The sequence below is a fragment of the Streptomyces sp. NPDC093094 genome (assembly GCF_044754345.1).
Lineage (GTDB): Bacteria > Actinomycetota > Actinomycetes > Streptomycetales > Streptomycetaceae > Streptomyces.
In genome coordinates this window covers 198,818-214,504 of record NZ_JBIVOX010000003.1, presented here as the reverse complement: position 1 = coordinate 214,504, position 15,687 = coordinate 198,818, and the positions used below count along the sequence as shown (strand labels likewise).

Genomic DNA, 15,687 nt, shown 5'->3' with positions numbered 1-15,687 from the left:
GGAGGATCAGCGGGATGACCGTTGTTCACATATGCGGATCTCTTGTCGACTCTCCTCCTTTCAGGGGAGGGCGTCCGCCCGGAATGATGACATGGGCAAGGCGGTCCATGGAAGCGCTCCCACTGCCTGTGGCGGCGAATTCACCTTCCCCGGGGCCGGCGCGGCGGACTCTCGCGCCACCCATTGACCAGAAAGCGCTTACCCTCTACGGTCCGTTCAGTAGCATGAACGCTTCGAGTGAACTCGAAGGTGACGATCATCCGACGACCCCCCACCACGGAAGAGGGAATCGGGACATGACTTCTCCCCGGAACGCACGCGCCGGAAGGCGTGCGGCGGCCCCGGCACTGGCCGCGGCCGCACTCTCGATTGGCATGCTCATGACTGGCGGGGCGCTCACTCCGGCGAGCGCCGCCACCTGGCCGTCCGCATCGGGCAGCCAGGCGGTCACCGCGACCATCAACCTGACCGGCTCCAAGGACTACGGGATGCTGCGTCTGTACGGCAGCGGCGCCCTCGGCACCGGCGACCAGGCGGAGGACCAGCAGCCGATCCTCACCCTCGCCAACGGGGTGACGCTGAAGAACGTCATCATCGGGGCGCCCGGCGCCGACGGCATCCACTGCCTGGGCAGCTGCACGCTGCAGAACGTGTGGTGGGAGGACGTCGGCGAGGACGCCGCCACCTTCAAGGGCGGCAGCGGAGCCACGTACAACGTCGTCGGCGGCGGGGCGAAGAAGGCGTCCGACAAGGTGTTCCAGCACAACGGCGGCGGCACGGTGAACATCTCGAACTTCGCGGTGCAGGAGTTCAAGACGCTCTACCGCTCCTGCGGCGACTGCTCCACGCAGTACACCCGCAAGGTCAACCTCAGCGCCGTCGACGTGACCGGCACCGGCTCCACGGCCCGGCTGGTCGGCATCAACGTCAACCGCAACGACGTGGCGACCCTGCGCGGCATCACGATCCGCAGCGACTCCTCGCGCAAGGTCGTCCCGTGCCAGAAGTACAACAACAACACGGCCGTCGGAGCCGGCCCGGACAGCACGAACTGCCTGTACTCCGCCTCGGACATCACCTACAGGTGACGCCCCGGGGACGAGACGGCCCCGCGGAGCGTCCCCCAGGCGCTCCGCGGGGCCCCGCCCCTCCACAGCGGGGCTCCCGTGCGGCACGCGCGCGTGGAGCCCCGTTCAGGTGTCGCGCGCCACGCGCGTGTGCACCTGCCGTTCCAGCTCCCGGCGGTACTCGGCGTAGGCGGCGCGCAGGGCCGCGCCCGGCCAGCCGGCGGGCAGCAGCGCTTCCGGCAGGACCGGGTCCGCCAGCAGATGGCGGACGACCGCCGCGTAGGCGGTGAGACGGTCGGCGGGCCGGCCGGCCCGGCCGACATGCGCCAGCAGGGCCTCCGCCTCGGCGGCCCAGGCGTCCAGCGGCCACAGGTGCGCCGCCAGCTCGGCCGCCGGCCGCGCGGGCCGGGACGCGTACCGCTCGGCCACCCGTTCCAGTTCGCCGGGCAGCTCCCGCACGAGGTTGGCCGGGCGCAGCCACACCCCTTCGCGCAGTTCGGCCAGGCGCAGGCCGGTCAGCCGGGTGCGCAGCTCCGCGCGCTCGGCGGGCCCGCGGCCCGACGCGGTGACCACCACCATCTCCCAGTCGCCGTCCCACGCGCGCGTGCGCGGCCGGACGGCGTCGTCCTGCCGCCGGCGGCGCTCCAGCAGACGCTCGCCGATCCGGTAGCCGGTCCCGGTACGGCGCAGATCGCCCGCGGCCGCCATCCGGCTGAGTGCGGCCCGCAGCGTCGACCCCTGGACACCGAAGGGCGCCACCACGCGCGCGAGGTCCTTCGCCGCCATCTCGGGAGGGTCCGCCCCGAGCAGCAGGCTCAGCACGACGGACCGCGCGGACAGCGGACGCGGCTCCGGAGCGCCGGGGCGGGCCGGGGCGGTCATCCCCGCGACCCGGTGTCGTACCTGTGCATGGCCTCGTACTGTAGGGGCCGGAACCCGATGTTGCACCATTGCTGCGACCGCAGAGAGAGTGCAACACTCCTTTCATGGTCTCGACACCCCCGCTGGAACCGCAGCCGCAGTACGCGACGCACGACGTCACCAACCAGGCCCCGCCGCTCACCCCGTACGACGCCTCCGAGGACGCGGCCCTGATCGAGGGCCTGCGCCGCGAGGGCGCCGGCTGGGCGGAGGCGGACGTCCGCCGGCTCGGCCTCCTCGCCGGCGGGGCCGAGGCGCAGGAGTGGGGCGAGCAGGCGAACCGGCACGAGCCGGAGCTGCGCACCCACGACCGGTGGGGCAACCGCGTCGACGAGGTGGAGTTCCACCCGAGCTGGCACCGGCTCATGCGCGTCGCCGTCGCCGAGGGCCTGGCCGGGTCCCCCTGGGCCGACGCCCGGCCGGGCGCCCATGTCGCGCGGACGGCGGGCGGACTGGTCTGGAACCACAGCGAGGCCGGGCACGGCTGCCCCACCTCGATGACGTACGCGGCCGTCCCGGCGCTGCGGCGCGAACCGGAGCTGGCCAAGCTGTACGAGCCTCTGCTGACCAGCCGGGAGTACGAGCCCGGCCTGCGCGTGCCGACCGAGAAGCGCGGGCTGCTGGCGGGCATGGGGATGACCGAGAAGCAGGGCGGCTCGGACGTCCGGACGAACACCACGGTGGCCGCGCCGACCGCGGAGCCGGGCGTCTACACCCTGCGCGGCCACAAGTGGTTCACCTCGGCGCCGATGTGCGACGTCTTCCTGGTGCTCGCCCAGGCGCCGGACGGCCTGTCCTGCTTCCTCGTGCCGCGGGTGCTCCCCGACGGCACCCGCAACACCTTCCGCATCCAGCGGCTGAAGGACAAACTGGGCAACCGTTCCAACGCCTCCTCCGAGCCCGAGTTCGACGGAACCGTGGCCTGGCTGGTCGGGCCGGAGGGACAGGGCGTCAAGACGATCATCGAGATGGTCAACTGCACACGGCTGGACTGTGTGATGGCGTCGGCGACGCTGATGCGCAGGACGCTCGTGGAGGCGGGCCATCACGCGCGCCACCGCAGCGCGTTCGGCGCACGCCTGGCCGACCAGCCGCTGATGCGCAACGTGCTGGCCGACCTGGCGCTGGAGTCGGAGGCCGCCACGACGCTCACGCTGCGCCTGGCCGGTGCGGCGGACCGGGCCGTGCGCGGGGACGAGGGCGAGCGGGCGTTCCGGCGCATCGCCACGGCCGTCGGCAAGTACTGGGTCACCAAGCGGGGTCCCGCCTTCACCGCGGAGGCCCTGGAGTGCCTGGGCGGCAACGGCTACGTCGAGGACTCCGGGATGCCCCGGCACTACCGCGAGGCTCCCCTGCTGTCCGTCTGGGAGGGCTCCGGGAACGTCAACGCCCTCGATGTGCTGCGGGCGCTCACGCGCGACGGGCGCACCGCGGAGGCGCTGTTCGCCGAACTCGCCCTCGCCCGGGGGGCGGACGCCCGGCTGGACGCGGCGATCGTGCGGCTCAAGGACGGGCTGGCCGCCGCCTCCGAGACGGGCGCCCGCCGACTGGTCGAGGCCATGGCACTCGCCCTCCAGGCATCCCTCCTCGTCCGCCACGCGCCCCCCGCCGTCGCCGACGCCTTCTGCGCCACCCGTCTCGGCGGGGACTGGGGCCACTCCTTCGGCACGCTGCCCGATTCGGCGGACCTGGAGGGGATTCTGGGGCGGGCGCTGGGGTACGGATCGGGCTCCGCCGCGGGCTGAGGAAAGAGGGTTCGGCCTCCGCGCGACGCCCCGGGGGCGTACCGGTTCTCCTCGGCCGCCCGAAGGACACACCGACTCCCTCGTCGGCGGGCGGGGGCGTGACGGCCTCTTCCGAGGTCCGGAAGGGCGCGGGAGCCTCGCCCCGGCGACCGGGGCGGCAGACGGCAGACCTGCTCCTCCCCGGCGGCGGGCCGCGGGCATGCAGACCCGCCTCTGCCGTCCGGGACATGCCGGTCCCCTGCCCGGCGGGCCGAGGGGCGTACCGGCTCTCCCCCGGGCCGCCGGGGCGTGCCGGTTCCCCCCTCCGCACCTCGACGGCCGGCGAAGGCGCAACGGGTCTCGCTTCGCCGCCCGGGGCGGCGGGCCGGTCTCCTCGGTGGCCGGGCGGCGGGCCGGGAAGGCGGGGCCGGGCGTGCGGTTCGGTCCCGTCCGGCGCGGTCCTCCGCCACAGCCCCGGCGTCATCCCGTCCGGTGGCCCCACAGAGGGTCGAAGCGGTACCAGTCCGCCTCCCACTGGTCCATCCGGCGGTCCTCCAGGCGCCCGCGGGCGGCGCGTCCGAAGGCGAAGGGGACGGCCGCCGCGCCGAGACCGGCGAGTACGCCGACCAGGGCCGCGCGGATCCTGGCCTGGTCGGGGGTGGCGGGCCGGCCGACGAGGCGGCCGTCACGGTCCGTCCACACGGTGACCGCGGTGCCGGCGGCGGCGCCGGGCGGAACCCGGGTCTGTCCGGAGTGCGCGGAGCCGTCCGGCGCGGTCCAGCCGGCCTTCGCCCACACCGAGGAGCCGCTCCCCGCCCCCGGCGCGGCGGAGGTGCCGGGGGCGCGCTCGGTGAGCCGGGCGGTCATCGGCCGCCACTCCGCACGCTCCCGGGCCATCCCCCGCTCGACGGACCCGGCCGCCACCACCCCGGCCGACACCCCGCACAGCACAGTGAACGTCCACGCCCCGAGCAGCACCCACGCCTCGACGACGTCGGAGCGGCGTCTGAGCGGATTGCGCCGCCAGCGCCACAGCCACACCCGTCGGACACGTCGAACCCTCAGACCCCGCAGGCCCATCGAAGGCCGCCTCCCTCACCAGCGCACCAGCATCCCCACCTGCCTCCCATACGGGCGGCGGCCCGCCGATGCTCAGGGCGGTTCCCACGCCCCGACCGTGCCACGGGCCGGGCGGCCGCACGGCCGGCTTCCCGAAAGACCCCTCGGCCGGGGCGCGAACGTGGCCCAGCCGCTGTCCCGGCCCCCGGCCCGACCACCTCTCCGAGCCCTGGGACAGGGACTGACCTGCGACGACTCCCGCTCCAGAGGTGACTGTCAGTGGTGAGGTGCAGACTGGCCCGTGTCTGAGACGAAGCCGTCGCGGAGGTGATCGGAATGACCGACGTACTGCTGGCCGTGGGCACCCGGAAGGGCCTGTTCATCGGACGACGGAGCGGTGACGCATGGGAGTTCGACGAAGATCCGTACTTCAACGCGCAGGCCGTCTACTCGGTCGCGATCGACACCCGCGGCGACACCCCGCGCCTGCTGGCCGGCGGCGACAGCGCCCACTGGGGGCCGTCCGTCTTCCACTCCGACGACCTGGGCCGGACATGGACCGAACCGGCCCGGCCGGCCGTCAGGTTCCCCCAGGACACGGGGGCTTCGCTGGAGCGGGTGTGGCAGCTGCACCCGGCGGCGGCCGAACCGGACGTGATCTACGCGGGCACGGAGCCCGCCGCGCTGTACCGCTCGGACGACCGCGGCGAGAGCTTCGAGCTGGTCCGCCCCCTGTGGGAGCACCCGACCCGCTCGCAGTGGGTCCCGGGCGGTGGCGGCGAGGGCCTGCACACGGTCCTCACGGACCGGCGGGACCCCCGGGCCGTCACCGTCGCCGTCTCCACGGCCGGGGTGTTCCGCACGTCCGACGGGGGCGCGAGCTGGGACCCCTCCAACTCCGGTGTGTCCGCGGTGTTCCTGCCGGATCCCGACCCCGAGTTCGGGCAGTGCGTGCACAAGGTCGCGCGGGACGCCGCGGATCCGGACCGCCTGTATCTGCAGAACCACTGGGGCGTCTACCGCAGCGACGACGCGGGCGCCCACTGGACCGACATCGGCGCGGGCCTGCCCTCGACGTTCGGTTTCGCAATGGCCGCCCACCCGCACCGCGCCGGCACCGCCTATGTGTTCCCGATCAACGCCGACTCCGACCGGGTCCCGGCCGGACGCCGCTGCCGGATCTACCGCACGCAGGACGCCGGCCGGACCTGGGAGCCGCTCTCGGCGGGTCTGCCGGAGGGGGACCACTACGGCACCGTGCTGCGCGACGCCCTGTGCACCGACGACGCCGACCCGGCGGGCGTGTACTTCGGCAACCGCAACGGCGAGGTGTTCGCCTCGGCCGACGACGGCGACAGCTGGCGGCAGCTGGCCTCGCATCTTCCCGATGTGCTGTGCGTGCGGGCCGCGGTCGTCGGATGACCCCGCAGCGATACACCTTCGGCCACCGGTTGATCGCCGTGCCGTGCGCGGCAGTAGGGTGACGCCGTGGCACCACGACCGTTGCATGAGATCGTCGAACCGGGCTGGGCCAAGGCCCTGGAACCCGTGGCCGGGAAGATCGCCGAGATGGGCGACTTCCTCCGCGGGGAGATAGCCGCGGGACGCACCTACCTCCCCGCAGGCCAGAACGTCCTGCGGGCCTTCCAGCAGCCCTTCGACGAGGTCCGGATCCTCATCGTGGGACAGGACCCCTACCCGACTCCGGGGCACGCGGTCGGGCTGTCGTTCTCGGTGGCGCCGGAGGTACGGCCGCTGCCCGGCAGCCTGATCAACATCTACCGCGAGCTGAACACCGACCTGGGGCTCCCCCAGCCGTCGAACGGCGACCTCACGCCGTGGACCCGGCAGGGGGTGCTGCTGCTCAACAGGGCGCTCACCACGGCTCCGCGCAGCCCGGCCGCGCACCGCGGCAAGGGCTGGGAGGAGGTCACCGAGCAGGCGATACGCGCGCTCGCCGCACGCGGCAAGCCCCTGGTGTCGATCCTGTGGGGCCGTGACGCCCGCAATCTGCGGCCGCTCCTCGGCAGCCTGCCCTCGGTGGAGTCCGCGCATCCCTCCCCGATGTCCGCCGACCGCGGCTTCTTCGGCTCACGCCCGTTCAGCCGGGCCAACGACCTGCTGATCCGGCAGGGCGGGCAGCCCGTGGACTGGCGCCTGCCGTGACATGGCCGGGGGGCGCGGCGGGGGGTCCCGCGGGCTTTCTGGCCGTGGACTCCGGGGGTTCCGGCCTCCGGGTCGTCGTCGGGACACCGGACGGGGCGGTGTCCGCGCGGCGGGAGTCGGCGGTCCCCGTGCGGACCGGCCCGCGGGGCATCGACGCGGAGCACCTGATGGGACAACTGCTTCCGCTGGTGCGCTCGCTGACGGTGGAGACCGGGGTGGGCGAGCTGCGCACCGCCGTGGTCGGCGCGGCGGGGCTGAGCACCCTGGGCGACGCGCTGCGCGCCGAACTGCCGGGCGCGCTGCGCCGGGAGTTCGGCGCCCGGAAGGCCGTCCTCGCCGCCGACGCCGTCACCGCGTACGTGGGTGCGCTCGGACCGCGTCCCGGTGCGGTGGTCGCCGCCGGCACGGGCATGATCGCGATCGGTACGGATCTGACGCGGTGGCACCGGGCGGACGGCTGGGGCCACCTGCTCGGCGACTGCGGCAGCGGCGCGTGGATCGGGCGGGCCGGGCTGGAGGCGGCGCTGCGCGCGCACGACGGCCGGGACGGCGGATCCGCTCTGCTGCTGTCCCGCGCCGAGGAGGTGTTCGGGCCGATGCCGGGGCTGCCCGGCAAGCTGTATCCGCGCGGCGACCGGACCGCCGTACTCGCCTCGTTCGCGCCTCAGGTGTCCGCGTGCGCGGACGACGACCCGGTCGCCGCGCGGATCCTGCGGGCCGCGGCGGGGCACATCGCCGAGTCCGCGGCGGCCGTCTGCCCGGACGGCGAGGACGCCGTCATCGCCCTCACCGGCGGCCTGTTCCGGATGGGCGCGCCGCTGCTCGAACCGCTGGCGAAGGAACTGGCCGAACGGCTTCCGCAGGTGCGCCGGGTGCCGGCCGAGGGCGACCCCCTGCTCGGCGCGGTACGCATCGCGACGGCGCTCGCCGAGGGGCGGCTCGCCCTGCCGGGCGACGAGCGAATGCTGCAGGTCGTGGCGGTGAACCAGGACTGAGGGACGGCCCGTTCGGGTACGGAGCGTGACCGATCCGTGCGTAAGTCATCAGAAGTCATCAGACAAAACCGGACGGATACCGCTCACCTGCCCCCTCCCCGAACAGGGGAACCGGGGAAACCAGTAACATGCGGCGCCATGAGCTCCCCCACTGGGCCCGCGTCCGGCCTGCCAGTACGAATGCCGCGCCCCCGTCAGCCCGGGCGCCACCGCCGACCCGAGCCCCTGGCGGCTCCCGAGGGCGCGCCCGCGCTCGTCCTCGCGGTTCCGGGCACGCCCAGCGCCGCCACCCGCGGCCTCGCCGAGGAGGTCGTGAGCATCGCCCGCTCCGAGCTTCCCGGCCTCGACGCCCGTATCGGTTACCTCGACGGGGACGACGCGGAGTACGCGTCACTGCAGGCCGTGCTCGCGCACGCGGCCGACGAGCGCACCGCCCGCTACGAGCAGGCGCTCGCCGCGGGTGTGGAGACGAAGGAGCCCGAGGGTCCTGTCGCGGTCGTCGTGCCGCTGCTGGCCGGTCCGGACAGCGCCCTGCTGCGCCAGGTCCGCCAGGCCGTCATGGACAGCCGGATCGCCGCCGAGCTGACGGACGTCCTCGGTCCGCACCCGCTGCTCGCCGAGGCGCTGCACGTGCGGCTGTCCGAGGCCGGTCTGGCCCGCGCCGACCGCGCCCGGCTGTTCACCGTGGCCACGGCCGCGGACGGCATCGTCCTGGCGTCCGTGGGCGGTGACGAGGCCGTGCAGGCGGCCGGGATCACCGGCATGCTGCTCGCCGCGCGACTGGCCGTGCCCGTCATGGCGGCCGCGCTGGACCAGGAGGGCTCGATCGCGTCCGTCGCCGAGCAGCTGCGCTCCTCCGGCTCGCAGCAGCTGGCGCTGGCGCCCTACCTGATCGGCCCGGAGATCGACGCCTCGCTGGTCGCCGCGGCCGCCGAGGAGGCGGGCTGCGCCGCCGCCGAGGCGCTCGGCCCGTACCCGGCGATCGGCAAGCTGGCGCTGGCGAAGTACACCTCCGCGCTGGGCATCGCCCCGCAGGCGTCGCAGGGCGCGCCCGTCCTCTGACGGGTCCGGCCGCGCACCGCGCCGCGGATCCGGCGGCACACCGTACGGCCGAAGGGCCCGCTCCCCCGCCGGGGAGCGGGCCCTTCGCGCATGCTCCGGGCACCCGCAAGAGGCGCGGGGGCGCTCCCGGCGGGGCGGATCCGCAGGCGGGGCCGTCGGCCGGGTCCGTCAGGCCACGACCACGCAGGACGCGGCCGGTACCCGTACCGAGCCCGCGCGGCGGGGCAGGCCGGTGTCCGGGTCGAGGCGGAACCAGGTGACGTCACCGGAGCGCTCGTTGGCGACGTAGAGGAAGCCGCCGGCCTCGGCGAGGGCGCGGGGCCAGTGGCCGCCGCAGGGGACGGTGGCCACGAGGCGGAGTCCCTCTCCCTCGACGGCGAGCACGCAGAGCACGTCCTCGCCGCGGACCGCGGTCCACACGAACCGGCCGTCGGGCGAGACCACGATCCCGGAGGGGTAGGCGTCGCCGTCGGGCGCGCCGGGCAGCACCGGTGTCTCGGTGAGCGGTCTGAGGGTGCCGTCGGCGGCGTCCCAGCGGCAGACGGTGATGGTGGGGGACAGCTCGTTGACGACGTAGGCGCGGTCGCCGCCGGGGTGGAAGGCCAGGTGACGGGGGCCGGAGCCGGGGCGCAGGGCGACCTCGCGGTGCAGGTCCAGCCGGCCGCCGGTCAGGGTGCACACGCGGACCGAGTCCGTGCCGAGGTCGACGCTGACGGCCCAGCGGCCGCTCGGGTCGGGCTGCACATGATGGGCGTGCGGGCCCTGCTGGCGGGGCGTGTGGGGACCGGAGCCGGTGTGCCGGAGCACGCCGGAGGCGGGGGCCAGGGTGCCGTCGGGGCGCAGCGGGACGACGGAGACGCTGCCGGAGCCGTAGTCGGCGGTCAGGACGTGTCCGTCGAAGACGCTGAGGTGTGTGGGGCCGGAGCCGACCGGCACGGGCTTGCCGACGGGTTCGGGTGCACCGCCGGTCACACGGTAGGCGGCCACCGTGCCGTCGGCCGTCTCGCTGACGGCGTAGAGCGTGCCGCCGTCGGGGGCGAGGGCGAGGTAGGAGGGGTCGGGGACGCCGTTGACGCCACCGAGGACCGCCAGGGAGCCGTCGTGGGCGTCCACCGCGGCCATGAGCACCCCCGGGCCGCCCGCCGCCGTGAACGATCCGATGAACGCCCGCCGCATGCCGCCGTCTGCCACCGCTGTCCCCTTTTCGGTCGACTGCCCGTCGCTGGTCGTCACTGCTCGCCGCTGTCCGTCGAGGGCGACGGTAGCAGTTGCGGTCTAGACCAAGGGTTCCGGCGGAGGCGGCTCGCGGCGCGTCACGCTCCGACCAGCGGCGAGCCCGACGGCGCCCGCAGCGGCGCCGCGAGTTCGGCGAGGGCGAGTTCGAGGCCGTGCAGGTGGGCGAGCGCGGGCTCGGTGACCGCCGGGCGCGGGGCAGGCAGGACGACGGCCTTCGTCGCGCGGCCCCGGCCGGCCGGGCTGTCGGTCAGCGCCTCCACGGACGACTGGACCCGCAGGCAGGCGGTGGCGAGGCGGGCGTCGTGCGATGCCTCGGGGTCGGCGGCGACGACGGCCAGGCCGCGGATCTCGCGGGCGCAGTCGTCGAGCAGGGCCAGCACCCGGCGGGCACGCCGCTTGCGGACGAACATCGGGTTCAGCGGGTGCACGAGGGGCGCGACGGCGAGCCGTACCCGTCCGAGCAGCTGCTCCAGCTCGGCCACGCGCGGCGAGGGGTCGGCGTCGGGCACCCCGGCCAGCCGCGCGACGGCCTCGGCGGTGGCGGCGTGGACACAGGCGAGGGCGCGCTGGATCCAGGCGCCGGTGACGGCGTGCGTGGTGACGGGCAGGACGAACAGCACGGCGAGGACCGCGCCGAGGGCTCCGACACCGGTCTCGGCCAGCCGCAGGGCGAGCAGGGCGGGGTCGAGCACGTCGAGCAGGCCGTACAGCAGGGAGGCCAGCACCGTGACGCACAGCATCATCCAGGTGTACGACACGGCGGCCGTGTAGAAGATGCCGAAGACGCAGACGGCGAGGAGCGCGGAGCTGGCCACGGGGTCGCCGTCGACGGGCACGGCGACGAGCAGGCCGAGTCCGATGCCGATCACGGTGCCGAGGACGCGGCGGAAGCCGCGGACCAGGGTCTCGCCGCGCGAGGTGGTGTTGACGAAGATCCACCAGGTGGCGCCGACGGCCCAGTACCAGCGCTGTCCGGACACCAGCTGGCCGACGACGAGGGCGAAGCCCGCGCCGGCGGTGGCCTGGACGGCCTGCCGTGTGGTGATGCGGGCCAGTCCGGTGCCGCCGGGCGGGGCGACGGCGGGCGGCGGGGGCAGCCGGCGCTCGTAACACCACAGGCCGAAGCGCACGGCCGCCGCGCAGAGCACGGACAGCAGGACCGCGGCGTACAGCTCGGGCAGCTGGCCGGGGACTGCGCGCAGGAACTGGGCGATGAAGTACGTCATGAACGCGAACACGCCGAGGCTGTGGCCGCGCGGACCCCAGCGGCGGGCGTACACTCCCGCGCCGACCACGGCGAGGAAGGTGAGGTCGCGGGCGACGGGACGGTCGTGGAGCTCGGCCGCGAGCGCGAGCACCGGCAGTCCGACGGCCGGCAGCAGGGCGGTGGTCACGGCCTGTGCGCGGATGCCGGCGTCCGTGACGGTGAACAGGGCGAGGAGCGCGGCGAGACCGCCGGTCACCGCGCCGACGAGGGAGTGCCCCGCCAGTCCGCAGACGAGGACGGCCAGCCCGACGCCCAGGACGGCCCTGGTGGCGAAGCGCAGCCGTGTCCGCCCCGGGTCCGGAGCCACGAACACCCTCTTCAGCACTGCTTGACGCTCCCTCGAACGACCGGCATGAAAAAGGCGCCGCGGGATCCGCAGCGCCATCGACGTCACCATGACAGCATCACGCCCGCCACTGGCTCAAGTCGCCTCTGGATCAATGGTCCAATGGCACAGTCGAGCGTCCTCGGATCCGGCCGCGGCCGGGCCAACGGACCACGGGTCACGGCCCGGCCCGGTCGCACGGCGCAGGGCCGTTGATACAGTCGGTGAAGATCAACACGCGACGAGGAGACCGTGCGTCATGGCCGTGGACGAACTCGACACCCGCATCCTGCGGCTGCTGCTGGAGCAGCCCCGCACGAGCGTCCGCGAGTACGCCCGCATCCTCGGCGTGGCCCGCGGGACGCTCCAGGCACGCCTGGACCGGCTGGAGCGGGACGGTGTGATCACCGGCACCGGCCCGGCGCTCTCCCCCGCCGCGCTCGGGCATCCCGTGCTGGCGTTCGTGCACATCGAGGTCACCCAGGGCCATCTCGACGACGTCGGTGACGCCCTGGCGTCCGTGCCGGAGATCGTCGAGGCGTTCTCCATCACCGGCGGCGGCGACCTCCTCACCCGGGTGGTGGCCCGCGACAACGAGCATCTGGAGGACGTCATCCAGAAGCTGATCAGCCTGCCCGGCGTGGTGCGCACCCGCAGCGAGGTCGCCCTGCGCGAGCGTGTCCCGCACCGGCTGCTGCCCCTCGTGGAGTCGGTCGGCAGGGCCGCGGCGAAGTAGAGCCGCCGGGCCGGTCACGGCCGATGCCCGGGTCACGGTGTCATCGCCGGGACGGGCCGACGCGGACACGGCCGTACGGGGACGGCGCAGCGGACGTCGTACCGGCGGTGAGCTCAGGGGTGAGCGGGGCGCGTACCGGCGGTGAGCAGTGAGGCCGGGCCTCACGCACGGATGCGGGTGCGGGTGCGGGCCCTCGGGGGACGGGCGCGGACTCAGGAGCGGCGGCGCGGCTTGCCGCGGGCGCCGCTCCGGCCCGATGCCTTCGCGCCGCCCTTGCCCCCGGCGTTCTGGCCGCCCGTGCGGGCACGGGGGTTCTTCGCGGGGGCCGGCTTGCGGCGGGCCGGGGTCTGCGTGCCCTGCTTCTGCTGCCCGCCCTCCTCGGGGCGCTGCCGTCCGCGCGTGCTGTTGACCGTGCGGCCGCGGACGATGCCGATGAAGTCCTCGACGAGGTCGGTGTGGGCGTCCTCCGGCCACGACAGGGCCACGCTCGACCGGGGCGCGTCCGTCACGGTGCGGTAGGTGAGGTCCTTGCGGTGGTGCAGCCGGGCCAGGGACTGCGGGACCACCAGCACGCCGACCCCCGCCGCGACCAGCTCGACCGCGTCCGCGGTGGTCGCGGGCCGCTCGACGGCGGGCCGGCCCGGCAGCCGCTCCCAGCCGAGGACGTCGTCCAGGGGGTGGAAGACGACGTCGTCGGCGAGGTCGTCGACGCTCACCTCGTCGGCGGCGGTCAGCAGATGGTCCTTCGGCACGACGACGACGGTCGCCTCGGTGTAGAGCGGGATCGCGCTGAAGACCGTACGGTCCACGGGCAGCCGGACGATCCCGGCGTCGGCCTCGCCCGCGCGCAGCGCACCGGGCGCCTCCTCGGCGGTCACGGGTACGAGGGCGAGCGGGACGTCGGGCAGACGTTCCTCCCAGGTCCGGACCCACTTGCCGGGTGTCGCCCCGGGGACGAACGCGAGCCGGAACGAGAGGGGTGCTTCCGAGCCTGTCACCCCGCCAGGTTACCGGCTGTGGTCGGCGGTCCCGCACCCGGCGGATAGGCTGGTCCGCATGAAGTCGCACCAGACCGCCCAGACGATGAAGCCCGCGACCGCGGCGAAGAAGCTGGGTGTGTACCTCCCCGCCACGCCCGCCGAGTTCCAGGAGGGCGTCGTCTCGCGCGCCGAGCTGAACGAGCTGCAGGCGAACCCGCCCGCGTGGCTGCGCGAGCTGCGACAGAACGGCCCGCATCCGCGCCCCGTGGTCGCGTCGAAGCTGGGCGTGTCGATCGCGGGCCTCGCCCGCAGCGGCGTCACCGAGGCGCTCACCACCGAGCAGATCGAGGCGATCAGGACCGAGATGCCCGAGTGGCTGCAGAAGGAACGCGCCACGCAGGCGGAGGTCCGCAAGGAGGCGGCCCGCCTGAAGCAGCGCGACGCGGAACGCGCGCAGCAGGGCTCCTGAACGACCGAGGTGCCGGAGCGGCCGAGCCGCCGCCCCGGCATCCGGTGCCGGCGTCCGGCCGGGCCGCTTCGCCCCCGGATCGCCGGGGAAGGAGATCCACCGGCAGGGGTGCGTGAGCCGGTCTCGGCGTACGAGCGCGAGGGCCGCGGCGCGCTGAGACGGTCGAGCCGCCCGCCCGGCACGAGGGCGGGTCCGAGCCCTGGCCGGACCGCTGTCCGCCGGACCGCTGTCCGCCGGTCCGCGACGCCCGGTGTCCCGTGGCCTCGGCCCCGCCCGGCACCGCCGCGCCTTTCCGGCCGGCCCCGAGGTCCCGCGGCGGCCGTCCGTGCGGCGGCGGCAGACCTGGATGCCGGAGCGCACCACGTCCGTCGCGCCGGCACCCCGCCCCGCGTCACCGGCCTGCGCGGGCTGCGGCCGCCGCCCGAGGCGGCCGGGCTGCGCCCGCGGCCGCCCGCACGCGAGGACGAGGACTGGACGCCGGCCGGCTCCGGCGAGGCGTCGGCCGCCCTGGCCGCGACGGCACACGGAACCCGGCTGCGGGGCGGCCGCACGGCCCCGAACCCGCCCGGGCCGGTGCCGGGCGAGCGGTTCGTCTGACCCCGGTCGCACAGCGATCAGGTGCCGTCCAAGTGCGTCACATTCTGTCATACCCCCAGGTCGGGACCCTGTCTGAGCCATCATCAGGTGAGGCCCGGGCCGCGCTCGGAGCTGCCGGGGTCCTCATGACCCGGAAAGGCTGCGCATGAGCGTGAAAACCGGTCCCCAGCGCTATCCCGGCTCCAGTCGCGCGAACTGGTACCAGGACGACTTCCCCGGTGATCCGATGGAGGTCGACGTCGTCGTCCTGCACACCACCGAGGGCCGAACACTGCCGGGGTACGGCGGCGGTGCCTCCGCGCCGAACCTGACCGCGGTGCCCGACTTCGAGGCCAAGCGGCTCAGGTGGTTCCAGCACTTCGACATCGAGGTCTCCTCCCGGGCCCTGGCCAACCTCCGGGGCGGCGTCGAGACGAACACCCTGAACGTCTGCCAGGTGGAACTGGTCGGCACCTGCGACCCGAAGACCCATGCCAAGTGGAAGGACGCTGGCCACACCCATGTCTTCTGGCCGAAGGCCCCGCAGTGGGCGGTCGACGGCATCGCGCGGTTCCTGTCCTGGATGCACGAGGAGCACGGTGTGCCGCTCAGCGGGCCGGGCTCCTGGCCGTCGTACCCGAAGTCGTTCGGCAAGGGCGGCGGGCAGCGCATGAGCGGCGCGCAGTGGCAGAACTTCCAGGGCGTGTGCGGGCACATGCATGTCCCCGAGAACGACCACGGGGACCCCGGCTCGATCGACTTCGGCCGGCTCCTGGAGATCGCCCGGGAGGATCTGGATCTGGAGGAACCGCCGCCGGCGGAGGCCGCCAGGCCGAAGGCGCCCGAGTTCCCGGGGCGCAAGTTCTTCCAGCCGGGCGAGGTCAACGACCATGTGCTCGTCCTCGGGAAGCAACTGGTCAAGCGGGGTTTCGGCCACCACTACCGGGTCGGGCCCAGCCGTTCCTGGGGCGAGGCCGACCGGCTCAACGTACGGGACTTCCAGAAGTCTCGGCCGGAGCTGCGCGGCGACGCGGACGGCTCGCCCGGGCCGCTGACCTGGCGGCTGCTGTTCTCCTGACCCGACCGCACCCCTCGGCTCCGGCG

The 15,687-nt window shown here is 74.7% G+C and carries 14 protein-coding genes; 9 read left to right on the top strand and 5 right to left on the bottom strand.

The genetic code is table 11. The annotated features are described in order from the left end of the window. The first annotated feature begins 296 nt into the window (after positions 1 to 296). Complete coding sequence (locus tag ACIQGV_RS07020) at positions 297 to 1,088, top strand: pectate lyase (protein ID WP_402491615.1); 792 nt, start codon at positions 297 to 299, stop codon at positions 1,086 to 1,088. A 105-nt stretch (positions 1,089 to 1,193) separates the two neighbouring features. On the opposite strand, the gene ACIQGV_RS07015 is transcribed toward ACIQGV_RS07020, so the two are convergent. Next, positions 1,194 to 1,949, bottom strand: coding sequence for a PaaX family transcriptional regulator C-terminal domain-containing protein (locus ACIQGV_RS07015; protein ID WP_402491612.1), 756 nt, complete (start codon positions 1,947 to 1,949; stop codon positions 1,194 to 1,196). A gap of 104 nt (positions 1,950 to 2,053) precedes the next feature. On the opposite strand from ACIQGV_RS07015, the gene ACIQGV_RS07010 reads away from it, so the two are divergent. Continuing rightward, positions 2,054 to 3,733 carry a DNA alkylation response protein gene (locus ACIQGV_RS07010; protein ID WP_402491610.1) on the top strand — a complete coding sequence of 560 codons (1,680 nt, stop codon included), beginning with the start codon at positions 2,054 to 2,056 and terminating at the stop codon, positions 3,731 to 3,733. Between the two features lie 459 nt (positions 3,734 to 4,192). Here ACIQGV_RS07010 and ACIQGV_RS07005 read toward each other — a convergent pair whose 3' ends face one another. After that, complete coding sequence (locus tag ACIQGV_RS07005) at positions 4,193 to 4,792, bottom strand: hypothetical protein (protein WP_402491607.1); 600 nt, start codon at positions 4,790 to 4,792, stop codon at positions 4,193 to 4,195. A 315-nt stretch (positions 4,793 to 5,107) separates the two neighbouring features. Here ACIQGV_RS07005 and ACIQGV_RS07000 point away from each other — a divergent pair, with 315 nt between their 5' ends. The 4 genes from ACIQGV_RS07000 (at position 5,108) to ACIQGV_RS06985 (ending at position 8,994) form a co-directional block, all read left to right on the top strand. Next, the gene (locus ACIQGV_RS07000) at positions 5,108 to 6,193 is read left to right on the top strand and encodes a WD40/YVTN/BNR-like repeat-containing protein (RefSeq protein ID WP_402491604.1); all 1,086 of its coding nucleotides are present in this window, start codon (positions 5,108 to 5,110) and stop codon (positions 6,191 to 6,193) included. 66 nt (positions 6,194 to 6,259) lie between these two features. Then, a complete protein-coding gene (locus ACIQGV_RS06995; protein WP_402491601.1) occupies positions 6,260 to 6,937 on the top strand; it encodes a uracil-DNA glycosylase in 678 nt (225 codons plus the stop codon). Continuing rightward, positions 6,934 to 7,932, top strand: a complete 999-nt coding sequence (locus ACIQGV_RS06990; protein ID WP_402491599.1) for an N-acetylglucosamine kinase — start codon at positions 6,934 to 6,936, stop codon at positions 7,930 to 7,932. Before ACIQGV_RS06995 ends, ACIQGV_RS06990 begins: the two co-directional genes overlap by 4 nt. 138 nt (positions 7,933 to 8,070) lie before the next feature. Continuing rightward, positions 8,071 to 8,994, top strand: a complete 924-nt coding sequence (locus ACIQGV_RS06985; protein WP_402491596.1) for a sirohydrochlorin chelatase — start codon at positions 8,071 to 8,073, stop codon at positions 8,992 to 8,994. 168 nt (positions 8,995 to 9,162) lie between these two features. Here ACIQGV_RS06985 and ACIQGV_RS06980 read toward each other — a convergent pair whose 3' ends face one another. Further along, on the bottom strand, positions 9,163 to 10,185 hold the full coding sequence (locus ACIQGV_RS06980; protein WP_402491593.1) for a lactonase family protein: 1,023 nt from the start codon (positions 10,183 to 10,185) through the stop codon (positions 9,163 to 9,165). A gap of 122 nt (positions 10,186 to 10,307) precedes the next feature. Beyond that, positions 10,308 to 11,822 (bottom strand): FUSC family protein, encoded by a 1,515-nt coding sequence (locus ACIQGV_RS06975; protein ID WP_402491591.1) that lies wholly within the window; start codon positions 11,820 to 11,822, stop codon positions 10,308 to 10,310. A 259-nt stretch (positions 11,823 to 12,081) separates the two neighbouring features. On the opposite strand from ACIQGV_RS06975, the gene ACIQGV_RS06970 reads away from it, so the two are divergent. Continuing rightward, entirely contained in the window at positions 12,082 to 12,558 is a 477-nt protein-coding gene (locus tag ACIQGV_RS06970) for an Lrp/AsnC family transcriptional regulator (RefSeq protein WP_402491588.1), read from the top strand. A 212-nt stretch (positions 12,559 to 12,770) separates the two neighbouring features. Here the strand turns inward: ACIQGV_RS06970 and ACIQGV_RS06965 are convergent, their stop codons facing one another. Then, positions 12,771 to 13,556 (bottom strand): LysR substrate-binding domain-containing protein, encoded by a 786-nt coding sequence (locus ACIQGV_RS06965; RefSeq protein WP_402491585.1) that lies wholly within the window; start codon positions 13,554 to 13,556, stop codon positions 12,771 to 12,773. Between the two features lie 58 nt (positions 13,557 to 13,614). Here ACIQGV_RS06965 and ACIQGV_RS06960 point away from each other — a divergent pair, with 58 nt between their 5' ends. Continuing rightward, a complete protein-coding gene (locus ACIQGV_RS06960) occupies positions 13,615 to 14,007 on the top strand; it encodes a DUF5997 family protein (protein WP_402491582.1) in 393 nt (130 codons plus the stop codon). A gap of 742 nt (positions 14,008 to 14,749) precedes the next feature. Continuing rightward, complete coding sequence (locus ACIQGV_RS06955; protein WP_402491579.1) at positions 14,750 to 15,661, top strand: peptidoglycan-binding protein; 912 nt, start codon at positions 14,750 to 14,752, stop codon at positions 15,659 to 15,661. The last annotated feature ends 26 nt before the right edge of the window (positions 15,662 to 15,687 follow it).